Origin of the sequence: Flaviramulus basaltis, assembly GCF_900114265.1 — a bacterium.
GTDB classification, from domain to species: domain Bacteria; phylum Bacteroidota; class Bacteroidia; order Flavobacteriales; family Flavobacteriaceae; genus Flaviramulus; species Flaviramulus basaltis.
In genome coordinates this window covers 232953-257888 of the sequence record NZ_FPKV01000001.1, presented here as the reverse complement: position 1 = coordinate 257888, position 24936 = coordinate 232953, and the positions used below count along the sequence as shown (strand labels likewise).

General features: G+C 30.4%; 22 protein-coding genes and 1 tRNA gene. 13 read left to right on the top strand and 10 right to left on the bottom strand.

Features of this window, described 5'->3' with window-relative positions:
* Positions 1-3 precede the first annotated feature (3 nt).
* The 3 genes from BT151_RS01210 (at position 4) to BT151_RS01200 (ending at position 1773) form a co-directional block, all read left to right on the top strand.
* Complete coding sequence (locus BT151_RS01210) at positions 4-705, top strand: hypothetical protein (protein WP_072399840.1); 702 nt, start codon at positions 4-6, stop codon at positions 703-705.
* 62 nt (positions 706-767) lie between these two features.
* Positions 768-1133 carry an MmcQ/YjbR family DNA-binding protein gene (locus BT151_RS01205; protein ID WP_072399838.1) on the top strand — a complete coding sequence of 122 codons (366 nt, stop codon included), beginning with the start codon at positions 768-770 and terminating at the stop codon, positions 1131-1133.
* A gap of 61 nt (positions 1134-1194) precedes the next feature.
* Positions 1195-1773, top strand: a complete 579-nt coding sequence (locus BT151_RS01200; RefSeq protein WP_072399836.1) for a PhnA domain-containing protein — start codon at positions 1195-1197, stop codon at positions 1771-1773.
* 386 nt (positions 1774-2159) lie between these two features.
* Here BT151_RS01200 and BT151_RS01190 read toward each other — a convergent pair whose 3' ends face one another.
* Complete coding sequence (locus tag BT151_RS01190) at positions 2160-2633, bottom strand: GNAT family N-acetyltransferase (RefSeq protein WP_072399832.1); 474 nt, start codon at positions 2631-2633, stop codon at positions 2160-2162.
* A gap of 3 nt (positions 2634-2636) precedes the next feature.
* Positions 2637-3068 (bottom strand): YybH family protein, encoded by a 432-nt coding sequence (locus BT151_RS01185; protein ID WP_072399830.1) that lies wholly within the window; start codon positions 3066-3068, stop codon positions 2637-2639.
* Positions 3069-3292: 224 nt separating this feature from the next.
* Here BT151_RS01185 and BT151_RS01180 point away from each other — a divergent pair, with 224 nt between their 5' ends.
* The gene (locus BT151_RS01180) at positions 3293-3571 is read left to right on the top strand and encodes an STAS domain-containing protein (protein WP_072399827.1); all 279 of its coding nucleotides are present in this window, start codon (positions 3293-3295) and stop codon (positions 3569-3571) included.
* A gap of 2 nt (positions 3572-3573) precedes the next feature.
* Here the strand turns inward: BT151_RS01180 and BT151_RS01175 are convergent, their stop codons facing one another.
* From BT151_RS01175 to BT151_RS01155, 5 genes are all read right to left on the bottom strand, one after another.
* Positions 3574-4674, bottom strand: a complete 1101-nt coding sequence (locus tag BT151_RS01175) for a DUF4407 domain-containing protein (RefSeq protein ID WP_072399825.1) — start codon at positions 4672-4674, stop codon at positions 3574-3576.
* 122 nt (positions 4675-4796) lie between these two features.
* The gene (locus tag BT151_RS01170) at positions 4797-6707 is read right to left on the bottom strand and encodes a M56 family metallopeptidase (RefSeq protein WP_084647817.1); all 1911 of its coding nucleotides are present in this window, start codon (positions 6705-6707) and stop codon (positions 4797-4799) included.
* Between the two features lie 2 nt (positions 6708-6709).
* Positions 6710-7075 (bottom strand): BlaI/MecI/CopY family transcriptional regulator, encoded by a 366-nt coding sequence (locus tag BT151_RS01165; protein WP_072399820.1) that lies wholly within the window; start codon positions 7073-7075, stop codon positions 6710-6712.
* A 75-nt stretch (positions 7076-7150) separates the two neighbouring features.
* Positions 7151-8017: a DMT family transporter gene (locus BT151_RS01160; protein WP_072399818.1), complete on the bottom strand. Its 867-nt coding sequence runs from the start codon at positions 8015-8017 to the stop codon at positions 7151-7153.
* Positions 8018-8124: 107 nt separating this feature from the next.
* Positions 8125-9513, bottom strand: a complete 1389-nt coding sequence (locus tag BT151_RS01155; protein WP_072399816.1) for a dipeptidase — start codon at positions 9511-9513, stop codon at positions 8125-8127.
* A gap of 100 nt (positions 9514-9613) precedes the next feature.
* On the opposite strand from BT151_RS01155, the gene BT151_RS01150 reads away from it, so the two are divergent.
* The 4 genes from BT151_RS01150 (at position 9614) to BT151_RS01135 (ending at position 15292) form a co-directional block, all read left to right on the top strand.
* Positions 9614-9695 (top strand) — tRNA-Leu (locus BT151_RS01150).
* 334 nt (positions 9696-10029) lie between these two features.
* Positions 10030-12066: a transketolase family protein gene (locus tag BT151_RS01145; RefSeq protein ID WP_072399814.1), complete on the top strand. Its 2037-nt coding sequence runs from the start codon at positions 10030-10032 to the stop codon at positions 12064-12066.
* Between the two features lie 10 nt (positions 12067-12076).
* Positions 12077-12733 (top strand): fructose-6-phosphate aldolase, encoded by a 657-nt coding sequence (gene fsa, locus BT151_RS01140; protein WP_072399812.1) that lies wholly within the window; start codon positions 12077-12079, stop codon positions 12731-12733.
* A 174-nt stretch (positions 12734-12907) separates the two neighbouring features.
* Positions 12908-15292, top strand: a complete 2385-nt coding sequence (locus tag BT151_RS01135; RefSeq protein ID WP_072399810.1) for a GAF domain-containing protein — start codon at positions 12908-12910, stop codon at positions 15290-15292.
* A 20-nt stretch (positions 15293-15312) separates the two neighbouring features.
* Here the strand turns inward: BT151_RS01135 and BT151_RS01130 are convergent, their stop codons facing one another.
* A complete protein-coding gene (locus tag BT151_RS01130; RefSeq protein ID WP_072399808.1) occupies positions 15313-16026 on the bottom strand; it encodes a VIT1/CCC1 transporter family protein in 714 nt (237 codons plus the stop codon).
* Complete coding sequence (locus tag BT151_RS01125; RefSeq protein WP_072399806.1) at positions 16019-17287, bottom strand: Pycsar system effector family protein; 1269 nt, start codon at positions 17285-17287, stop codon at positions 16019-16021. Before BT151_RS01125 ends, BT151_RS01130 begins: the two co-directional genes overlap by 8 nt.
* 150 nt (positions 17288-17437) lie before the next feature.
* On the opposite strand from BT151_RS01125, the gene msrB reads away from it, so the two are divergent.
* The 3 genes from msrB (at position 17438) to BT151_RS01110 (ending at position 22266) form a co-directional block, all read left to right on the top strand.
* Positions 17438-17896 carry a peptide-methionine (R)-S-oxide reductase MsrB gene (msrB, locus tag BT151_RS01120; RefSeq protein ID WP_072399804.1) on the top strand — a complete coding sequence of 153 codons (459 nt, stop codon included), beginning with the start codon at positions 17438-17440 and terminating at the stop codon, positions 17894-17896.
* Complete coding sequence (gene msrA, locus BT151_RS01115) at positions 17889-18425, top strand: peptide-methionine (S)-S-oxide reductase MsrA (RefSeq protein WP_072399802.1); 537 nt, start codon at positions 17889-17891, stop codon at positions 18423-18425. The genes msrB and msrA overlap by 8 nt, the downstream gene beginning before the upstream one ends.
* A 136-nt stretch (positions 18426-18561) precedes the next feature.
* The gene (locus BT151_RS01110; RefSeq protein ID WP_072399800.1) at positions 18562-22266 is read left to right on the top strand and encodes a metallophosphoesterase; all 3705 of its coding nucleotides are present in this window, start codon (positions 18562-18564) and stop codon (positions 22264-22266) included.
* On the opposite strand, the gene BT151_RS01105 is transcribed toward BT151_RS01110, so the two are convergent.
* The gene (locus tag BT151_RS01105; protein ID WP_072399798.1) at positions 22263-23072 is read right to left on the bottom strand and encodes a hypothetical protein; all 810 of its coding nucleotides are present in this window, start codon (positions 23070-23072) and stop codon (positions 22263-22265) included. The two genes, BT151_RS01110 and BT151_RS01105, sit on opposite strands and share 4 nt — an antisense overlap.
* A gap of 114 nt (positions 23073-23186) precedes the next feature.
* On the opposite strand from BT151_RS01105, the gene BT151_RS01100 reads away from it, so the two are divergent.
* Together BT151_RS01100 and BT151_RS01095 are read left to right on the top strand one after the other, a co-directional pair.
* Positions 23187-24398 (top strand): BaiN/RdsA family NAD(P)/FAD-dependent oxidoreductase, encoded by a 1212-nt coding sequence (locus BT151_RS01100; protein ID WP_072399796.1) that lies wholly within the window; start codon positions 23187-23189, stop codon positions 24396-24398.
* A complete protein-coding gene (locus tag BT151_RS01095; protein WP_072399794.1) occupies positions 24399-24935 on the top strand; it encodes a DUF1697 domain-containing protein in 537 nt (178 codons plus the stop codon). It begins immediately after the preceding gene.
* The last annotated feature ends 1 nt before the right edge of the window (position 24936 follow it).

Here is a 24936-nt window from a genome sequence, read left to right as displayed (position 1 = left end):
TTTATGAAAAAAAACATATTATTTATTGTTAGTTTTTTTGTGTTAAGTTTTGGGTATTCTCAAACAAAATCTAGTATTGATAATTACCCGTTTGCAAGTTTAGATGTTAATATAATGGTTATGCCATTTGGAATGGAAAACCCAATTAATATTGGAACGATGTCTAAATCTGGCGAAATTAATTTTGATTTTCCTAATGAACTTAAAAATCTTTCACAGGATGATAAAGAAAGTGAGTCCTCAAAATTGTGGTACTCTTTATTCTCTCAATGTGATAATGGCTCTGAGATGGTTGCCGAAAAGGACAATATCTTTTCTTTTGATACAGGAGCCTTATCACTTTGGACAAGTGATAATCGATACGTAGGTGTCATTTTCACAGTTTCTAACGAAAATTTAATGCCTTGGGTAGAAGATCCTGCTTATATGGAACCAATTCTTGAGTCTTACTTTGAATTGATTTATGTTGCTAAACCTTTTCAATATAAAGGGAATTGTACCTCAACAACAATGTTGGATAGTGGTGATATTAAAACCATATATAATTTTAATCTTAACTTGAAAACAGGTTTTAATTTTATTGAATACAAAATAGAAAGTATTTATAAAACAGATCCTAATGTTATGGCTTCTTTCCCAAATAAAGTAACTATAACAAACGTTGAAGGCATTCCAGACTGTAAATGGATAGGAAAGTATTTTTAAAATAAATGTTTAAAATTTATTAATTTTAAACGCATCTAAATAAATTTTTAGTTGTGTTTATCATGAACATAGAGCAAATTAGATATTACTGTTTAAATAAAAAAGGAGTAACTGAAGATTTTCCTTTTGATGAAGATACACTTGTATTTAAAGTTTTAGGAAAAATGTTTGCTTTAACTTCTTTAAAAGGTTGGGAAGCAGGTAGGCAATCTATTAATGTAAAATGCAATCCAGACTATGCGCAAGAACTTCGTGCAGAATATGAAACCATAGATCCCGGTTTTCATATGAATAAAAAACATTGGAATACCATTAGACTTTACAAAGGAGAATTAAAACCACAATTCATTTTTGAACTTATAGACCATTCTTACGATATGGTTATAAAAGGGATGACAAAACAAATGAAAGCACAACTAGACAAATAATCTAAACCGTCTAAATATAATACTTAAAATTACTTATCATTGCAAAATCAAAATTATAGCCATGAGCGTATTACAAACATTACAAGAGCGAAGCAATAATACATGCGAGTTGTGTACTTCTACAAAAGATTTACACCAATACACTATACCACCATCATTAAATGAAAATGTGGCAAATGATGTTTTAGTTTGTAAAACTTGTTTAGATCAAATTGAAGGAAACAAAGAAATGGATGCAAACCATTGGCGTTGTTTAAACGATAGTATGTGGAGCGAACATATCGCTGTTCAAATAATGGCTTGGAGAATGTTGCAAAGACTTCGAAATGAAGGTTGGCCAAAAGATTTGTTAGATATGATGTATCTTGATGATGAAGCCTTGGTATTAGCAAGAGCAACTGGCGAACACGAAGATGCGGCTAATAAAATAATACACAGAGATGTTAACGGTGTTATTTTAGAAGCTGGTGATAATGTTGTACTTATCAAAGACCTAAAAGTAAAAGGCTCTAGCATGGTTGCAAAACAAGGCACAGCGGTTAGGAATATTCGTTTAGACCATGAAAACGATAAATATATAGAAGGTAAGGTAGGCTCTCAACTAATAGTTATTATAACAGATTACGTTAAAAAAACTTAGTCCGAATCTTTCTTTTTAAATAGATTAAATCCAAAAGGAAACATAAATACTAGAAATAAGTATCTACCAGTTACTATTCCAAAAATGGTTAAAGCAGCTAAAATTATCATGATTATAATTTTGTGATTGTATTTCATGTTTTTTTTAATAATAAGTGTTTGAAATAAGGCTAACATGATAAAGTTGTAACAAATCATTGGCTTTCAATTCCAAGGAAGCGATGATATTTACTTTTTTGTAAAGATTGTGTAGACATTATTTTAAAAAAATGTTTGTCCAAATTATGCAAGAGGTTTTGAAAAGTGTCCTATTTGTCCAAAACAGTTATTTCAAATCCGGCTTCAACAATAATAGTTTATAAACCAGTTAATAAATAAACATTAATTTTATAAATCTAGCTTTGTAATATCTAAACGCATATTAATCATATGCTTTTTAAATCCTGCCTTTTCATATGCTTTAATTGCAGGTATGTTATCATTATAGACATCTAGTCTTATCTCATTAATGTTTTTGTCTTTACACCATTTTAATAAAGCATCAATAATTAGCTTATTTAGCTGTTTTCCTCTGTGATGTTTAGATACAAACATAAAGCCCAAGTAACCTTGATATTCATGTTTTAAATAATGTCTATCAGTTTTTATTTTTGCGTAACCAGAAGCAATTATTTCATTATTTATTTCAGCAACAAAAACTTCTGAATCATTACTAGTTATTAATTCAGGAATGTTATAATAATTTATTTCACCATTTTTTATAGTTGGATCAAAAGGGCGTTCAGCTTCAATAACACCTTGTTCAAAGGCTAATAGAATAGGTGAATCTTTTAATGTTGCTTTTCTAATACTCGGCTTCATCTTCTAGCTAGAGGTATCTGCAATAATTTTCCAATCACCATCAATTTTCTTGAAAACAAGCATGAAAATACCATCGGCATTCCCTACCTCGCGTTTTAAATGGTATTCACCCAAAACATAATAAGCACCTTCGGTTATTTTAGAAATATCGTTTATTTTAAAACTTAGTTTACCTGTATGGTCTTTTGTTGGATAAGCAGCTTGGTAACGTTCTAATGTGTTTTGCCATCCATAAGTAACACCGTTGCTACCGTAAAATTTAAGTGAATCACTTTTCCAATAACCTTCCATAAACTCTTCTAAATCATTATCAGACCAAGCTAATCTTTGTTTTTTTAAAACTTTATGGATTGCTTTTTTGTCTGTTTCCTCATCGCTTTGAGAATAAGTATTAAAAATAGAGAGTAAACAAAATAGTATTATTAATTTTTTCATATGATTACTTAATTATCATGTTCTTATTGAGGTAAAAGTAATAAAATCTAATATTTAAATGGTTACTCATCGGTAAAATTGACATTGAATATTTTTTTAGCCCAATTTAAATTCTATTGGTCGAAAAAATAACGAATAAACTTAATTGGTTATTTATATTTAACTCTTAATCAATTGATTGTGCTCCCTAAAGCTTATGGTTTAATCATTAAAAAAACTTAATTATGGATTTAAAAATTACAGGGTATAATACTTTTTTTAAAGTTAAAGGTATTCTCAATAGAGATAATGTTTATGTGTTTCAAAATGAATTTAAAAATATTTTTGACAAAGTAAATGATCTTACTATTAGTGTTCAAGATGTTGAAAGTATGGATAAATACGGAGTTGCTGTTATTGCAAAACTTCATGAAGAAGCTTTAAGTAAAAACAAAAGATTGTCTATAATTGGTTTTGGTTGTAAAGATTTATATGACCATTTTAAAACTGAGACAGCCGCTTAAAATTATAACACATTTTTTTGCTGCTTGTAAAAGGCATCTGCTTGCAATTGCATAATTTCTCTCGCTTTTTTGCGCTTGTAAGTATATAGTTCGTCTTCGTTTTCTATATCGCTGTAAATCTTGTCGTTTATAGCATAGTCTGTTTTTAACATCGCTTCTCTTTGGTTTTTATTTTGAAGCACATTTGTTTTTACAGCTGTTTCTTGGTCTTCCAATTTAAAATCATACGCGCCTTTAGGAGATAGTAATTTTGCAAAAATTGGTGATGTTTCAATAGCTAAAAACAATAGAAATATAAAAAGTGAAGGCAACCAGGGTAATTCTCCTAGAGCATTAACACGAGCCATTAAACCATCAAAATTATTAATAATAGGCTGTGTGCTTACAATTTGTGTTTCAAAATCACCTTTTAGTTGTCCAATTTGAGATTCAATAGCCGTGATTTTGTTTTTGTTTTCTGCTTTAAGCTGTTGTAATTCTAATAAAGCGGCATCATGTTTTTCTCTTTTTTCACTATATACAGGGCCTTTTCCTAAAAGTTTAGTGCCAGCAGTTCCTTCAGCTTCAGAAATATAGGTATCGTAAAGGGTATTTACTTCTGTTTCTTTGCCATTAATTTCATTTTGTAAACTTGTTATATCGTTTTGAAGTGCAGTGATATTTGGTGCAAATTGTTCAGCAATTTGCGTTTTATTAGCTAAAGTCATCTCATTTTTTTGCTCTAGCAAAACTTGATTAATTTCTTTTTCAAAAATCTTAAGTTCAAGAGGCTTTGAAATAACAATGGCTATAATAATAGCCAAAATAATTCTTGGTGATGCTTGTATAATTTCATCAATAAAACTATCTGTTTTTTTTATGGTTGAAACAATATAACGGTCTAAATTAAAAATGAGTAAACCCCAAACTAAGCCAAAAAATATTGAAGCGTAAAGGTTATCAAAAACGGTATAAAGAGCATAACTAGCAGCTATAAAAGCCATAACTGCTGTAAAAAAAACGGTGGCGCCAATGCCTGCATATTTGTTTTGCTCACCTTTAGAGCATTGCTCTAAAATATCGGTATCTGCTCCAGAGCATATAATGAAGAATTGCTTTAACATAATGTGATTGTTTTTTGATTGATTGTCTATTAGAACGTTAAAGTTGTGTTTTTGTTACAATATTTAATGAAAAAGACCTGTTGAGTATTTTTTCAACAGGTCTAAAATATTTTAATTTAACACTAATGGCTAATTGGCTCTATTTGAATTTTAACAACACTTACACCATTATTTGTTTTTGTAGATATGTTTAAGTCTTTGTTTTTCTTAATTAAATCTATGGCTTTGTCTGAAGATATTTTTTCATTATTATAATAAAATGTGGCCCCTTTTTTAGCCATATTAATCACATGATCTAAAGGTGATGGTGGTTCTGGAGCATCTTGTGGTATTGGAACTTCATATACATCATCATCTTCTACAATGTTAATTTTTTCTCCATCATTGGTTTTTGCATGATGAACCTTTCTCTTATGTTTTTTTTCATACTCATAGATTACTTTCTTATATTCCGCTTTTTGTTTTGGTGTAGCATTATTGGGAATTGGCGGAGGTGGTGGAGCAATAGCATCTTGAGTAATTTTTGGTTGAGGTGGTGGCAATAAATCTTTCTCATTTTCAGACTCATCAAATTCTATTTTAGAAGCTATACTAGTATTGATTTTCCAAGGAGAATCTTTTTTTAATTCAAAAGGTTCAGCTTTTATTGAAGGATCAGTGCTTAAAGAGACTTTGCCTTCTTCGTTTTTTATCACGTAACCATTTTTCGTTTCTTCTAATTTTTGATTTGGTTTGTTCTCATTTAACCATTTTTTATAGTTATTAAGCTTATAATTATAAATAGCAGTATCTTCCTCTTTTATTTGGCTTTTACTAATTAAGGGAGGAAAGCTTGGGTTATTTGTTTTTAAATTGCTGTTTTCATTTTTTTCAATATTTATATTGCTATAACCCCAAACATTGGTCTTGTTAAGTATTTCTTTAATCCTCTTAATTAATTCTTTTGAGGTGTTATTTTGATATTTTACATAGGCAAAAAGAAATTTCCTTTTTTGGTCTGCTGTTAAATTTGGATTTAGTTTATTAATATCATCTAAAAGATTATTGATATCAGTTAGCTTATCGTTTAAAAGGATTTGATTTTTTGTGTCAATTAAAATATATATGTCATTAATTAATGAGTCCTTTTTTTGTTTTTTAGGGTAATCAATATTTAAATTGTTTGCTTTTATAACCTCTTTCTTCTTACTAAATCCGTAAAGTGTAATAGCAAGTAAAGGAAGAAGTAATAAACTTCTAATCCAAATTGATGTTTTTGATGTTTTTGTTTTCATAACTGTAAATCGTTTTTTAATTAATGGATAATTAATGGCATTTGCCAATGGATTATCAACAGCATTTGATGAGAATGCTAATAATAATTGCTGATAATTTTTTGTGTTTGAACCTGTTTTTAAAACTGCCTGGTCTGCTAAAAATTCATGGTTTAACTTGATGTCTTTTTTAATAAAATGTAATAATGGATTAAACCAAAATAGTATTTGAAACACTTCTATAAAAAGAATATCTAAAGCATGTTTTTGTTTTGCATGGGTTTGTTCATGCAATAGAACCTCGTTAGGTATTTGGTTTTTCTCAAACTCAGTTTTATTTAAAAATATATAATTGAAAAAAGTGTGCGGCGTTATTAAATCGTGCAATAGAACATTAATGTAATTACTGTTCCTAAACTTAGGATTAGTTTTAATTTTCTGAAGTATTTCATATAGGTTTTTAATAAATCGAAAAGAAAAAAGCAGCACTCCTAAACCATAAATACTCCAAAGAATAGTTGGTAGATAAACTTGAAAAGTATTAATTTCAGTATTATTTACAACTTTTATATTATTAAATTCAGTAGTGTTAATTTGAGATACGAGAGGAGATTCAATATACTCTGTAAAAGTTATAAAAGGGATAGTAATCGATATTAAAATAACAGATAATAAATAGAAGCGTTTAAAAGTATGCACACTTGTTTTCTCTAAACAAAGTTTGTAGAATACCATAAAAACCGCTAAACATGTACTAGATTTTAATATAAGCAAAAGCATAATTACTTGTTTTTAATTTGGTTGTCTATTATAGCTTTCAAATCCTCTAATTCTTCTTTTGTCAGGTTAGTTTCTTTAGTAAAAAAAGACGCAAATTGAGATGCGCTATCATTAAAAAAGTTTTTAATAAGTCCGTTTACATGTTTAGAGAAGTAGTCTTTCTTCTTAACTAAAGGATAATATTCTCTAGATTTTCCAAACAGTTTATAACCCACAAAACCTTTATCAGTCATGCGCTTTAAAAGCGTGGCAACAGTAGTATTTGCTGGTTTAGGTTCTGGATAAGCATCAAGTAAATCTTTCATGAAGGCTTTTTCGAGCTTCCAGAGATAATTCATTAAATCTTCTTCTGTTTTTGATAATTGCATTATTCTACATAATTAGAATGTTCTCTACAAATGTAGAATAAATATTTATATTCTACAAGTGTAGAGTTAAAAAATTTATGTTGAAGATTTTTTTGATCGCATACTTTCAATAAAAACGGTAAGTAGAATTAAAGCACCACCAATAAATGTATTTGTATTTGGTATTTCATTTAAGAAAAAAAAAGCAATTATAATTCCGAAAATGGGTTGTGCACTACTAATTATACTTGCAGTACTAACCGAAAAATATTTTAAAGAGTGAATGAATAGAGAATGACCTAGTGCTGTTGTAAGTAAAGCCAGTGTAATTACATAAGGGTATTGTGTTACTATATTGCTAGTACCCATTGTAAATACAAAAGGAAGTAAAATAACGCTTAAAATAACAATTTGATGCAACATAAGTACTGTGCCATTATATTTCTGTACATGGCGCTTTAATATAAGGTTACGTAAGGCATAACACAGCGCAGAAAATAAACCAAAAAGGATGCCTTTTACATGAGAATTCTCAAAACTGAAATCTGGTGCAAGTATGTAAATGCCAATTAAAACTATAATACTCAAAACAACATGAATAATGTTGAGTTTTGATTTTATGAAAAGTGGTTCTAATAAAGCTGTAATTACTGGAAAAGTGAATAATGAAAGCATACCCAAAGCCACATTAGAAAGCTTTAAAGCATAAAAATAAGTTATCCAATGTGCTCCTAAAAAAAGAGCACTTATAAGTACAGTTGGGATATCTCTTTTTGAATTTATTTTAATGCTAAATTTTTTATACCTGCAAAAAGCAAATAAAAATAAGGCACCTAAAATACAACGCCACCAAATAATTACGGGAGTTGGTAAATCTATAAATTTACCTAAGGCTCCGGATGTGCTTATTAGTAATGTAGATAATGTAAGTTGAAGTAAGTGATTGTTGTGTTGGTTTTTCATTTAGCGGATATGTCCGTATTAGTGATTATAGTGAAGCCTTTTTTCCTTTCGCAAAAGATTGCAAAAAAAAAGTGTTACCTCAAAATATATTCGGGGTAACACTTAAATTATTTAGATAACTCAGTAAAATACTTATAAAACAAAGGAATAGTTTCAATGCCTTTTAAGTAATTCCAAACTCCAAAATGTTCGTTAGGTGAGTGAATAGCATCAGAATCTAAACCAAAGCCCATTAAAATGGTTTTACTTTTTAATTCTTGCTCAAATAAAGACACAATAGGAATACTTCCACCACTTCGTTGAGGAATTGGTGTTTTACCAAAAGTATCTTGATAAGCTTTACTTGCTGCTTTATAGCCAATACTATCTATTGGAGTAACATAACCTTGCCCGCCATGATGTGGAGTTACTTTTACTTTAACGCCTTTTGGAGCAATGCTTTCAAAATGTTTTTTGAAGAGATTTGTAATGTCTTCCCAATCTTGATGCGGAACTAATCGCATCGATATTTTAGCATATGCTTTACTTGCAATAACGGTTTTTGCGCCTTCGCCAGTATAACCGCCCCAAATACCATTAACATCTAAGGTTGGTCTTATTGAATTTCGTTCGTTTGTTGTATAGCCTTCTTCTCCATAAACAGCGTCAATATCTAAAGCCTTTTTATAGTTTTCTAAATTGAAAGGCGCTTTAGCCATTTCTGCGCGCTCTTCTTTACTTAATTCTTCAACTTTATCGTAAAATCCAGGAATGGTTATATGGTTGTTTTCATCGTGAAGAGATGCAATCATTTTAGTTAAAATATTTATAGGATTGGCAACGGCTCCTCCATATAAACCTGAATGTAAATCTCTGTTTGGCCCAGTAACTTCAACTTGAACATAACTTAGCCCGCGTAAACCAGTAGTTATTGAAGGCACATCATTTGCAATCATGCCTGTATCAGAAATAAGAATAACATCATTCTTTAATTTTTCTTGATTGTTTTTTACAAAGTTTGAGAGGTTTGCACTTCCAACTTCTTCTTCACCTTCTATCATAAATTTCACATTACAAGGCAGCTGATTTGTAGTAGTCATAAATTCCATGGCCTTTACGTGCATATACATTTGTCCTTTATCATCGCAAGCGCCACGAGCGTAAATAGCGCCATCAGGATGTGAGTCTGTTTTTTTAATAACAGGTTCAAACGGTGGAGAAGTCCATAATTCTAATGGGTCTGGCGGTTGTACATCATAATGCCCGTAAACTAAAATAGTTGGTAAATTTTTATCAATTGTTTTTTCGCCATAAACTATTGGGTAACCATCTGTTTTACAGATTTCAACAGTATCACAACCTACTTTTTCTAAACTAATTTTAATAGCTTCAGCAGTTTTTAATACATCATTTTTATAGGCAGAATCAGCGCTAATGGATGGGATTTTAAGTAATTCGATTAATTCATTTAGAAATCTTTCTTTATTTTCAGATATATAAGATTGAATATTTTTCATGTAGTATTTGTGTGGTTTTCATCAAAAGTATAAAAAAAGAATGTTTTTAAGGGTTTGGAGTTTGCAATTTAAAAATCTTGTTTATATTTGCAGTCCTTTAGCGGGCGTGGTGGAATTGGTAGACACGCTAGACTTAGGATCTAGTGCCGCGAGGTGTGGGAGTTCGAGTCTCCCCGCCCGCACATCTAAAGAGAATTAAACCTTTAACTTTTTAATAAGTTAAAGGTTTTTTTATTTCATAAATTTAGACAAGTATTCTAGCCGTTATAAAATTTAAAAGGCTTGTAAACATTAAAACACAACCGATTGCGTATCTTTGATTAATTCTTATAATTAAGCAAGTTTTGTTTAACACTTAAAAGTTTTTTGTTATTTATTTAAAAAAATATACATTTTATCTGTTTATAGATATATAACCCGTCTTAAAAAGGGGAGTTTTAGATAAAATGTTTTAGTTTTGCACAATTAATTTAAGAGATAACTAACAGGCTATTAAATACTAACAAACAATAAGAAATGAACAAAAAAGTAGATCAACAATCAGCAGATAATATTAGAGCATTGGCTGTAGCGATGGTAGAAAAGGCAAACTCAGGTCACCCAGGTGGTCCAATGGGAGGCGCTGATTTTATGCACATCTTATATTCTGAATTTTTTAATTTCGATCCATCTGATATGACATGGGCTTTTAGAGATCGTTTTTTCATGGATGCTGGTCATTTATCTACTTTAATGTACGCGCAGTATTATCTTTTAGGGAATTATGAAAAAGATGATGTTGCTAATTTTAGACAATGGAAATCCATCACACCAGGACATCCAGAAGTTGATGTAAAAAGAGGTATTGAAAATACTTCTGGACCATTAGGTCAAGGTCATACTATGGGTGTTGGAGCTGCAATTGCGGCTAAGTTTTTACAAGCACGTTTTGGAGATTGGATGAATCATAAAATATATGGTTTTATTTCTGATGGTGGTATTCAAGAAGAAATTTCTCAAGGAGCAGGTAGAATTGCAGGTCATTTAGGATTAAGTAATTTTATCATGTTTTTCGATTCTAACGATATTCAGTTATCAACTTCTACAGATGAGGTAACGAGTGAAGATACTGCCATGAAATATAAAGCATGGGGTTGGAATGTAGTTACAATCGATGCTCATAATCATGATGAAATAAGAAAAGCATTAAAAGATGCAAATAATGAAACAGAAAAACCAACACTTATAATAGGTAAAACTATAATGGGTAAAGGAGCAGTTGCTGCAGATGGCAGTATGTTTGAAGGTTACTGTGAATTGCACGGTCAGCCAATTGGAGCAACAGGTGCAGATTATAATAAAACGTTATTAAACTTAGGAGCAAATCCTGAAAGTCCTTTTGATATTTTTGATGATGTAGAAGCATTTTACAGAAATCTTATTGTTGAAAAAACAGCTAAAGCAGCTGAAAAGAAAGCTGAAATTTCAGCTTGGAAAAAAGATAACTCGGCACTTTCAGATAAATTAGATTTCTTCTTATCTGGTAAATTACCAGAATTAGATTTCGCATCAATAGAGCATAAAGCAGGATTAGCAACTAGAGCAGCATCTTCTGATGTTTTAGGTTACTTAGCTGAAAATGTAGAAAATATGATTGTGTCTTCTGCAGATTTATCAAACAGTGATAAAACAGATGGTTTCTTAAAGAAAACACATGCACTTAAAAAAGGAGATTTTTCAGGTTCATTTTTACAAGCAGGTGTTGCAGAATTAACAATGGCATGTATAGCAAATGGTATTGCTTTACATGGTGGAATTATTCCAGTAGTTGCAACCTTCTTTGTATTTTCAGATTATATGAAACCAGCTATTCGTTTAAGTGGTATTCAAGAATTACCAGTAAAATATGTTTGGACTCACGATGCTTTTAGAGTAGGAGAAGATGGACCAACACACCAACCAGTTGAGCAAGAAGCACAAATACGTTTACTTGAAAAACTTAAAAATCATAGCGGAAATCCAAGTTTCTTAGCGTTACGACCAGCAGATTCAGCTGAAACAAGTGTAGCATGGAAAATGGCTTTAGAAAATAATAGTACACCAACAGGTTTAATATTATCAAGACAAGGCATTAAAGATTTGGCTGCAAAAGGCGATTCAAGATATAATGAAGCTTTAGCTGCAGAAAAAGGTGGTTATTTAGTAAAAGAAGTTGAAAATCCAGATGTTGTTTTAATTGCAAACGGATCTGAAGTAGCAACTTTAGTAGCTGCAGCAGAAATATTAGAAGCAGAAAACGGATTAAAAGTAAATATAGCTTCAGTAATTTCAGAAGGTTTATTCAGATTGCAATCTAAAGATTATCAAAATAGTATTATCCCTAAAAACAAACCTTTATTTGGTTTAACAGCTGGTTTACCAGTTAATTTAGAAGGTTTAGTAGGTGATAACGGTAAGGTTTTTGGATTAGATCACTTTGGATATTCAGCACCAGCAACTGTACTTGATGATAAATTTGGTTTTACAGGAGAAAAAGTAAGTAAAGAAGTATTAGAATATTTAAAAACAGTATAAAACATAAATTATGAAATTTTTTATTGACACAGCAAACCTTAATGATATTGCAGAAGCACAAGCTTTAGGAGTTTTAGATGGCGTTACAACAAACCCATCATTAATGGCAAAAGAAGGAATTACGGGTGCAGATAATATTATTGCACACTACAAAAAAATATGTGATATAGTTGAAGGAGATGTAAGTGCTGAGGTTATTTCAACAGATTTTGATGGTATGGTTAGAGAAGGTGAAGCTTTAGCGGCTTTACATCCTCAAATTGTAGTAAAGTTACCAATTATTGCAGATGGTATTAAAGCATGTAAATATTTTTCAGATAAAGGAATAAGAACTAATGTAACTTTAGTGTTTTCTGCAGGACAAGCATTATTAGCAGCAAAAGCTGGAGCAACATATGTATCTCCTTTCTTAGGAAGATTAGATGATGTTTCTACAGATGGTTTAAATCTTATTGCTGAAATCAGACAAATTTACGATAACTACGGTTTTGAAACTCAAATTTTAGCAGCTTCAATACGTCACACAATGCACGTAATTGATTGTGCGAAAATTGGAAGTGATGTTATGACAGGACCATTATCATCAATCACCGGATTGCTTAAGCACCCATTAACAGATATTGGTTTAGCTAAATTTTTAGAAGACTATAAAAAAGGAAATCAATAATTATTCTTTTTGAAAAATTAAAACTAAAAGCTTCTCAAAATTTTGAGAAGCTTTTTTTAAGTAAAACACTTCATTTTTAACATTTTAGCTTGTAACAATTTTATTGTTAAGAAGTCTATTTTATAACGACTAAAACAATAATTTGTAACTTTGTACTACACGCATTACCATATTATGAATATTAACGACAATATTGAGTCACCACTAAAGCTTAAAATTAGTTTTAATAAGCTTTTGGAGGATTATGAAACTTTATCTAAAAGTGATGATGAGTTTATTGTGGCTAAAGCTAATCAAATTTTGGAAATCGCTAATAAGTTTCCAGAACTTAGAGAAGGCTTTAGTGATTTCTCTACATTAAAAGTAAGAGAAAAAGAAATCAAGATTATACTCCAAGATACATTTAATTCGCTTTTAACAAAAAACGAAATTAAAACAGCTTCAGTACCATTTCATGATTTAATATTCAATGCTTCAGAACGTTTTAAAAGTATTATCAAAACTGCTGGTGATGATTTTAAGCTTCAAATTAAAAACATGCCAGAAGATGATGTGTACATTATTGCATGTACCATTATACTTAATTATTGTTATGGATATAACTTGAACTTAAGAAGGCCATTTTATTACCAAATTCCAGATGAAAATGGTATAATTCGATACTATAAAATATTATATAATGCAGATTTTTGTGAAGTTATCCCAACAGATATAGCAAAACCAATCACAAAAGAAGATTATGATGACTTACTAGATAACTTTGATAATAAAGAGCTATGGAGAGAAAAATTTCCTCCAAATAGTTACATATTTAAGGGCTTTGTAATCTCTAATATTTTCGACATAACAGATGACCAATCCATATCTAATATAAAATCAAGCCTTATAATAGACGAAACCTGTATGGAGGAGAGCTTTATTGAAAGCTTCCATGAAATTTTCAGTTCACTATTAGGTGTTAAAGATATTAAAGTAGGTTTTTCAAGTTATAATAAAGAAGAAAATACGTTTGAGCGAGTATATGGAATTGGAGCTAATAGTTTTTTAATTAATAACTCTGATAGTAAAAAGTGTACTGATTCATTATGTAAATGGTCTTATAATAGATTGTTAAATGATAATAAATATTTTTCTGTTTCGGATGTTGATAGAATGTATGGATTATCTAAAGGTAGAACACCACACATTAAAACATTGCATCAACAGGGTATAAAAAGTGCTATTTTTGCCCCTATAGCTAATGATCGTGGGTTAATGGGTATTTTAGAAATAGTTTCTTTTAAACCGCAAGAACTCAATAGTATTAACGCTTACAAGTTAATTGATGTTATGCCATTTATTGTTTCGGCTGTAGAACGCTCTAATAATGAAGAAGAAAACTTAATTGAAGCTATTATACAACAGGAATGTACATCTATACACCCAAGTGTATCTTGGAAATTTAAACAAGCAGCAAAAAAGTTTTTATTAGATAGTCAAAAAAAGAAAGGCAGTAAAGCATCATTTAGTAAAATAGCGTTCAAAAACGTATATCCTTTGTTTGGCCAAATTGATGTAAAAGGATCCTCTGAAGCAAGAAATCTTGCTACACAAAAAGATTTATCATTACAATTAACTTTGGTAGACAAAGTTTTAGAGAAATTACCAAACGAAGAAAAACTACCTATTTATGAGCAAATTAGGTTTCAAATTGAATCATTTAATACAGAAATAAAAAATGAATTTAAAGTTGATACAGAGCAACAATTAACTTCATTTTTTAAACAAGAAATAGAGCCATTATTCATTTTCTTTTTAGAGAAAAAGAATTTTGCAAAAGAAGAAATTGAAAATTATTTTAGTAAAGTTGATACCAATTTAGGCGTTATTTATTACTACAGAAAAAATTACGACGATACCATTGCGCTTATAAATAAAAATATGTCATCTATACTTGATGAAAAACAAGTAAATGCCCAAAATATGTATCCTCATTTTTTTGAGCGTTTTAAAACTGATGGAGTTGAGCATAACATGTATATAGGAGAATCTATAACGAAAGAGGAAAGTTTTAATTCTATTTACTTATACAATTTAAGGTTGTGGCAGTTGCAGGTTATGTACGAAATGGAAAATAGTTTCTATCAAAACCAAAATGAATATCCAATTGGTTTAGATGTGGCTTCTATGATTTTAGTATTTAATCAACCGTTATCTATTCGTTTTAGAATGGATGAAAAGCAATTTGATGTTGATGGAACTTATAATGCGAGATATGAAGTTGTAAAAAAACGAGTAGATAAAGCTTTTATAAAAGGTACAGAAGAACGTATTACCGCCAAAGGTAAAATGAGCATTGTTTATTCTCATAAAGAAGATGAAATAGAGTATTTAAAGTATGTGCGTTTTATGCAATCTAAAAATATGTTTGGGGATGATGTTGAAATATTAGATTTACAAGATCTTCAAGGCGTAACAGGATTAAAAGCAATTAGAGTAAGTATGATATATCAAAAAAATGAAGGCGATGAAAATACGTTCTATACTTATGATGATTTAATAAAAGAAATAAAAGCTTAAGAAATAAATAAAAATTTAGTTTAAATATTTACACCAAAAAAATACCCAACCAATGCTGTTAAGCCCATTGCAACGGTTCCCCAAAAAGTAATTCTAATAATAGCTTTACCAATACTAGAGCCACCAGTTTTAGCAGCTAAACCGCCTAAAATTATTAGGAAAAAAATGGCAAAGCCATAAAGGTAGTACTCAATATTTTGAAGAGGTAGAAAAAGTGTAACTAAAAGAGGTAGAATACCGCCTAATGTAAAGGCGGCTCCAGATGTTAAAGCTGCTTGTATGGGTTTAGCTTGACTTATTTCATTAATACCTAATTCATCTCTAACATGTGCTCCTAAAGCATCATATTCGGTTAATTCTTTAGCAACAACTAATGCAGTTGTTTTTTTTAAACCTCTTTTTTCATAAATTTCAGCTAAGCGTTGTAATTCGATATCGGGTATTTCTAGTAATTCTTGTTTTTCTCGCTCAATATCTCCTCTTTCAACATCCGTTTGGGAACTAACTGAAACATACTCTCCTGCTGCCATAGATAATGCTCCAGCAACTAAACCAGCTAATGTTGCTAGTATAATTGGCTCTCTTAAATTACTTGCAGCAGCAACTCCTATTGCTATACTTGCTGTTGATAAAATACCATCATTTGCCCCAAGAACAGCAGCTCTTAACCAATTACTTCTGTGTATGTAGTGATTGTCTAAGTAATCATCTAAGTTATTTGTATTATTACTCATTTTTCACGAGCTGGTGTTGTTTTAAATTAATAACTTGAGAAATGCTATCAGCTTCATCAGGAAGTACATCTTCTAATTTAGCACCATTTGTTTTTAATGCAATAGCAAAAGAAAGTACTGAAACAATCATACCTATCATAAATATAGTATATGTAACTCTTAATATTCTATATTTTCGTTCTAATACTTTTCCTAAAAAATAGAGATCTTTAGTTAACGAACTGTACACGTAGTCTTTGTCTTTTAAAAGCTCTTTAACAGCCCAATCGTATTCTTTTAAACTCATTTTATGAAAATTACCAAAAAAGGTAAGATTTACATCTTTATTTGCAACATCTTCTTTAGTGAATTCGCCACTTGTAATATTGGGTCTTGTTGCTATTATAGATAGAATCATAGATATTACACAAGATAAAGTGAAAATAGCAGTAGGATAGATTAAGTAAGCATTATTATCTAGCTTAGAAATTAAATTTGCTAAAACAAGAGATATAATAATAGCGTTTACAGATAGTAAGATATTAGCTTTAGTATCGGCAATATCACTTAGCTTTATGTGATTTCTTAAAGCAACTCTATAAAATGTTTGTATACCACGTTCTGGACTTTCATTTTTATATTGTGCTTTATATTTAGCTTTAAGCTCTTCTGTTTTAAGTTTGCTTGTTCTTTTTTTCTTTGATTTAATAAGCTTTGAAAGGTTCTTTTCTTTTCGTGGTAACCAATTTTTTAAAGCATAATCTGTATAAAACTCATGTTTTTTGGTAAGTACTTTAATATTTTCGTTTTCCCATTCTGTAGGAGTGTAGTTAGCGATACCCTGTATTTCTAATTCTTTTCTTAAAAACTCACTAGCTTCATTAAAATATTTTTTTCCAAAGTGAGAAGCATCAGCATCTCTTATTACTTTTCCAAGATATGTTTTTGGTAAATCTTTAAACTTAGTAGCCATAATACATTCATTAATAGCTTCAATAGTTTTGTCATCAACATTATTTTCTTTTAAAAAAGCAGTTGCAATTTTAACACTTTCTTCTTCATGTCCTTCATTAGTTTTTGTGTAACCAGTATCGTGTAATAAAGCTGCAAATTCAAGTATTTCAGCATCAGATTTATTAATATCTGTATTTTCAATAATTTCTCTAACACTTCGTAAAACACGTTCTGTATGTGTGAAGTTATGGTATATAAAACTTTGATCTAATTCGTTTTTAAACAAATCAAATACAAATTTTTCAGCACTTTCTATTAATTTCGACATAAAACAAGTTTGATTTATAATGACAAATTACTAAAATTTAAATATATTATAGGTGCTTTATCTATAAAGATTTTAACTGTAAGAAAACAAGCTTAATTTCGACTTATTTAAAGCTAAAAGATTATATTCATTTAAAAAAGAAACAATTATATGCTTACTTGGAAAGAAGTTATAAATTTTGCCGTAAACGGAAACCCAACACCAGACAAACGTGTTGAAAAAACCGATACAGAATGGAGAAAACAATTAACTCCAGAGCAATTTAGAATTGCTAGACAAAAAGGAACTGAGCGACCACATAGTGGTGCACTTTGTACTATACATGATGCTGGTAAATACAATTGTATTTGCTGCAATGCACCTTTGTTTGATTCTACTATTAAGTTTAGTTCAGGCACAGGTTGGCCAAGTTTTACTCAGCCAATTAAAGAGAATGCTATTAAGTATGAAAAAGATACAGCATTTGGCATGGTTCGCGTAGAGGTGATGTGTAATATTTGCGATGCACATTTAGGACATGTATTTCCAGATGGACCAGAACCTAGTGGATTACGATATTGTATAAATTCTGAATCTATGCAATTAGAAAAAGAAGTTGTTAATGAATAAAAACTCTCAATTAGCTACAATTGGTGGTGGCTGTTTTTGGTGTACTGAAGCAGTATTTCAAGAAGTTAAAGGTGTAGAAAAGGTTGTTTCAGGTTATTCTGGGGGTAATGTTCCAGGACGTCCAACCTATCGTGAAATTTGTTCGGGTTTAACGGGGCATGCGGAAGTGATTCAAATAACTTTTGATTCTAGTATTATTTCATATGAAGATATTTTAATCATTTTTATGACGACTCATGATCCTACTACTTTAAACAGACAAGGAGCAGATAGAGGTACGCAATATCGCTCTGTTGTATTTTATCATGATGATACTCAAAAAGAAATAGCCGAAAGTGTTATTGAAAAAGTATCTAACTTTTATGAAAACCCAATAGTTACAGAAATAAGCCCTCTAGAAGTTTTTTACGAAGCAGAAAAGGAACATCAAGATTACTATAGAAATAATCAATCACAAGGTTATTGCAGTTTTGTAATAACACCAAAACTAGCAAAACTAAGAAAGCTACATGCCAATAAATTAAAATAATTTTATTGTATTTTTAATAAGTTTTTAGGGTTTACACTGTGAGTTGTTACGCTTTCCGTATGGATTAATTATTTAAGTAAATGAAACATTATTAGAGGTGTTAAAGTCTTATTTTTGTAAGTACAAATAATCAACTATGAAGTTCATTAACTATACGCTTTCATTAATTATATTTTTAACTATCAGTGCTTGTGCGACTTATAATCCACAATATGCCAGTGAGGAAGATAAACAAAATCAATTTCCTTCTAAAGAAATAGATAAAACGTTTTATTTAGTTGGAGATGCGGGATTATCGCCAACAAACGGGATGTCTTTAGCTCTAACGGCATTTAATAAGCATATAGAAGGAAAAAAAACAAAAGAAGATTACACGCTTTTTTTAGGAGACAATATTTATCCTGCAGGATTACAAAACAAGAATCATAAAGATAGAGCTAGTGGGGAGAACGCATTAAATGCTCAAGCAAAGTCTGTTAATGACTTTAAAGGAAAAACTATTTTTATTCCAGGAAATCATGATTGGTATGCTAATGGTTTAAAAGGTTTAAAGCGAGAGGAAAAGTATGTTGAAGACTTGCTAGGAAAAAACACTTTTTTACCAGAAGATGGTTGTCCACTTAAAAGTATAGATGTAAGCGAAACTATTCAGTTAATTATTATTGACACACAATGGTATTTAGAGAACTGGAATAATCACCCAACTGTTAATGATGATTGCGAAATAAAAACCAGAGAACGTTTTTTTCAAGAACTAGAAGGCGAACTTAAAAAGGCTCAAAATAAAACAACAGTTCTTGCTATGCACCATCCTATGTTTACAAATGGTAGCCATGGTGGTAAATATGCATTATCAAAACATTTATATCCTTTTCAACAAAAAATACCGCTTCCTGGTATTGCTTCTTTTATAACACAACTTAGAACACAAGGTGGTGTGTCAATCCAGGATAGATATAATGAACGCTATCATGAATTAATGAGTCGTTTAGAAACCATGACTTTAGATGCTGATAATGTGGTTTTTGTTTCCGGCCATGAGCATACATTGCAATACATTGAAAGTGAAAGCATAAAACAAATTGTTTCTGGCTCTGGTGCTAAAGAATCTGCTGTAGAATTAAGTGATACAGGCTTGTTCTCTTATGGGAAGCAGGGTTTTGTAGAACTTACTATTTTTAAAGATGGAAGTAGTTGGGTTAAATATTTTGGTGAAGATAATGGAGAACCAAAATTATTATTTCAAAAGGAAGTATTTCCTCCAACCGAAAAATATGATTTGTCACATTTACCAGACACTTTTCCTCAAGAAGTTGAAGTGTCTATTTATTCAAAAGAAGAAACCGATAAAACAGGTTTTTTTGAGTCGGTTTGGGGAGATCATTATCGTAATGTTTATAGCACCAAGATAAAAGCAAAAGTGGCAACATTAGATACGCTTTATGGCGGTTTAGAGGTGGTTAGAAAAGGTGGCGGACACCAAACACGTTCACTACGTTTAAAAACCAAAGATGGTAGAGAACTTAATATGCGTGCACTTCGTAAAAGTGCAACACAATACCTTCAAACTGTATTATTTAAAGATACATATATCCAAGATGAATTTGAAAAAACGGCTATTGAAGGATTGATTCTTGATTTTTATACAGCAGCTCATCCTTACGCGTTTACAGTAGTTCCAGATTTATCAAATGCAGCTAAAATTTTTCATACCAACCCTAAATTATATTTTATTCCTAAGCAAAAATCATTAGGAGAATTTAATAGGGAATATGGAGGTGAGTTGTATATGATTGAAGAGCGACCAGAAGATAATTATGCAGATGAAAGAAATTTTGGTTATGCTGATGATATAGAAAGTACACACGATATTATTGAAAAAGTACGTGAGGATGAAAAATATAAAATAGCCGAAGATGCTTTTGTTAGGGCACGACTTTTCGATATGCTTATTGGCGATTGGGACAGACATCAAGACCAGTGGCGCTGGGCACAATTTGATCAAGCAAATGGTGATAAATATTACCATCCAATTCCTCGGGATCGTGATCAAGTGTTTTCTAATTTTGATGGCGCCCTGTTAGATGTTATGAAAATTATTTCAGGTTCAACTAAACAGCTTCAAGTATATGATGATAAATTAGAAGATGTAGAATGGATGAATAGTGCAGGTATTAAAATAGACCGTGTACTTATTCAAGATTCTAATAAAGAAGTGTGGTTGGAGCAGGCTAAATTTCTTCAAGAAAATATAACTGATGAAGTTATTGAAAAAGCCTTTGCAAAAGTGCCAGAGGAAGTTCAAGATATAACTTTAGATGAAATTAAAGAAAAATTAAAAGGAAGGCGTTCTAACTTACAAGACATCGCAACTCGATATTACAACTATTTAAATAAGTTAGTTATTTTAACAGGAACAGATAAGGATGATTTTATAGAAGTTATTAGAACAGGAGATGAAGAAACTCGTATTATTATTTCACGAATTAAAGATGGTGAAAAAGAAGAAGTAATAGTAGATAAAATATTTAATAGAGCCATTACCAAAGAAATTTGGATTTACGGACTGGATGATAAGGATGTTTTTGAAGTCTCTGGTAAAGCTAATAATTTAATTTTTACAAGACTTATTGGTGGTCAAGAAAACGACATTTACAGAATTAAAAACGGAAGACGCATTAAGGTTTACGACCATAAATCTAAACCAAATACGATTGAAGAAAATAAAGGTGCCGATATTAAATTTTCAGATACTTATAACCTAAATCTATTCGATTTTAATAAAAACATTGTAAAAACAAGTGTTATAACACCAGCAATAGGTTATAATCCGGATGATGGTTTTTTATTAGGAATTCAATATGTAAAAACAAAAAAAGGATTTCAACGTAACCCATTTTCTACTCAACATCGTTTTAGAGGAGGTTATTATTTTGCTACTAATGGATTTTCTTTAGATTATAACGGAGAGTTTGCCAATATTTTTGGAGATTGGAATTTACATGTTGGAGGAAAGTTTACTAGTGAGAATTTCACTAACAATTTTTTTGGCTATGGAAATGAAACCGTAAATAATGATGATGCGTTAGATTTGGATTTTAACCGTGTGAAAACTGGTATTTATGCCGTTAAAGTTGGGATTCTTAAAAAAGGAAATTTTGGTAGTGATTATGGTTTTAGAACTTTATTTGAAGGTATAGAAATTGAAGATACACCAGATAGATTTGTGGCAGATTTTATGCCTAGTAATAATACAGATTTTTATAAACGACGATTTTTTGGAGGTCTTGAGGCACAATTTAATTACAAAAGTTTTGACAATGCTATAAACCCAAGCAAAGGAATGACCTTTATGATAAATATTGGAGGTAAAACTGAATTTAAAGATACTGAAAACACTTATGGTTATTTAAATTCAGATTTAGGCTTCTACAACTCACTGTCTAAAAACAAGAAGTTAGTTTTAAAAACAGATGTGAGAACTCAAGTACGAGTTGGAGACGAATTGGTGTTTTATCAAGCAGCTAATATTGGAGGAAAAAATGGTTTAAGAGGGTTTAGAACAGAGCGATTTACGGGTAAAAACTCTTTTGTTGGAAGTGCAGATTTACGTTATAGTTTTCCATCATTTAAAACCAATATACTACCATTTCAAATAGGTGTATTTAGTGGGTTTGATGTTGGTAGAGTATGGTTAAATGGCGACTTTTCAGATAAATGGCATAACGATTATGGTGGTGGATTTTGGGTCACAGCAGCCGAAAGTTTATCAGGAACTTTTAACTTTTTTAATAGTGAAGAAGGCTTAAGATTCTCCTTTGGGTTTGGATTGAACTTTTAATTCATATTAAAAGTGTAAATATTTCCGCCTTCACTTTTGTTTTTTTCATCTGTAATATAAACAATAGAATCATTTTTAAAACAAACACCTTCTTTTTGGGAGGTGTGATTAAATTTTAATTCCTCTATAGTGCCTTTAAAAAAGTAGTCTGGTTTAAAGTTAGAAAGCTTCCATAGTTTATCGTGGTTTAGTAAAACAACAGTTTCGCCATTTGAACTCACGGCAGCCGAAGTAATTTTATTATGTTTTCCATCTAAATTAAAATCGGTAACCAATTCAGCAACATGTTCTCCAATCGTGTTAGGGACTTTTAAAAGAATACTTGATTTGTTTTCTTTGCTAAAAATGTAAAATACATTATCGAGCAGAAAAAAAGCTTCAAAATCTTCGCTTTTCACATCTTTAGGAAGTGTGAAATTTATAGCTTCTGCGTTTGCTTTATCTTCAATAGTGTCAATATTACTCACTTTTAAAATGGTGAATTTTTCACGTTTTTTATTGTTATTTCCAAAATCACCAATGTAAATATTGCCTAAATTATCCGAGGTTAAATCTTCCCAATCATTATTTTTAGCGTTAGAAATATCAATATCTTTAACAATATTTCCTTTTAAATCTAATCCGTATAAATTGTTTTTATTTCCAGCATCTTCAATAGTCCAAAGTAAGTTTGAGCCTTTAACAAGCTCAATGGCAGAAGATTCTTTTAATTCAGAATCAATATCTGCTATGTTATTTAAGTGGCCAGTATTGCAAGATGAAAATAGAATGATAAAAAATATAAAAGTTTTAAATTGAAATGTCATAACTGTATGCTTAATTTAGTAAATATAATATAAAGTATACTTTAGAGAATATAAAATGATTACTCTTAAATTTGTCCTAAAAATTTATTGAAAAACAATAATGATTGATATAAAATGATAGAATACGATGTTGTAATTATTGGGGGAGGAGCAGCAGGTTTTTTCGCTGCTATTAATGTTGCAGAACAAAATCCAGAATTAAAAGTAGCTATTTTAGAGCGAGGAAAAGAAGTGCTTACTAAAGTTAAAGTCTCTGGTGGTGGACGTTGTAATGTTACGCATGCCGAATTTATTCCTAAAGAATTAGTGGTAAACTATCCGCGTGGCGAAAAAGAGTTATTGGGACCTTTTCATGAATTTATGACAGGTGATACTATTGAATGGTTTGAAAAAAGAGGTGTAGAGTTGAAAATTGAAGACGATGGACGCATGTTTCCTATTACAAATTCTTCTCAAACTATTATCGACTGTTTTTTAAATGAAGCCAAAAAGCATGGTGTTGAAATATTAATGAATCACTCGGTTAAAACGATTAAAAAAGAAGCCCTTTTTTATAAAATTGAAACGAGTCAAAGTGATTTCTTATCAAAAAAAATACTTGTTGCAACGGGAAGTAATCCAAAAATTTGGAAGCTTTTAGAAGAATTAGGACACACCATTTCACAACCAGTACCATCACTTTTCACATTTAATATAACAGACGAGCGCATACAAGATATTCCTGGTGTAGTCGCTTTAAATGTTGAGGTAAAAGTTTTAGAAACTAATTTATGGAGTGAAGGCCCTTTACTAATAACACATTGGGGAATGAGCGCTCCATCCATTTTAAAACTTTCAGCTTTTGGAGCATTAGAGCTAGCAAAACGAGATTATAAATTTCAAATAGAAATTAATTTTATAAGAAAGTCTTTTGAAGATTGTTTAGCTATTTTAAAAGTTTTAAAACACGATTTAGCAAAAAAAGCGGTGTTTAAATCTACACAATTTGATTTACCAAAACGCCTTTGGCATAAGTTAGTATTGGCATCTAATATGAATATGGTAACCCGTTGGGCCGATTTAAATAAAAATCAACTAGAAGATTTGTCAAACCAACTAACATCCGCTATTTTTAATGTAGAGGGAAAAAGCACTTTTAAAGAAGAGTTTGTAACCGCTGGCGGCATTAATTTAAAAGAAGTGAATTTTAAAACCTTTGAAAGTAAGTTACATGAAAACTTGTATTTTGCGGGTGAAGTTTTGAATGTAGATGCTGTTACAGGCGGATTTAATTTTCAAAATGCTTGGACAAGCGCCTACATTGCTGCTAAAAATATTTCAAAATAAATGAACACTTTTATCGCATTATTAAAAGGTATTAATGTAGGAGGGCATAAAAAAGTGCCAATGGCAGAATTACGTGAATATTTAACAAAATGTGGGTTTCAAAATGTACAAACCTATATTCAAAGTGGTAATGTGGTTTTTGAATCTAATGAAAAAAGTATTCAAAAAATAGAAGAAACTATTATGAAAGCTATTTTAGATCATTTTGGTTTTGAAGTGTCTGTATTAGTAAAAACAAGAGAGAAATTAAAACGTATTTTTGATGATTCTCCATTTTCAGAAGAAAAAAAGAAAGCCAGTTATTTTATGATGTTGCATGACACTCCAGAATCTGAGTTAGTAAAAGAAGCTTCCGAAAAAATATATGAAGACGAGGAGTATGAGATTATTAAGGATTGTATTTATTTCTTCTGTGAAAAGGGTTATGGTCAAGCAAAATTCAATGCAAATTTTTTCGAAAGAAAGCTTAATACATTTGCCACTGCAAGAAATTACAATACAATGGTGAAATTATTATCTTTGTCTGCAGAAAATTAAA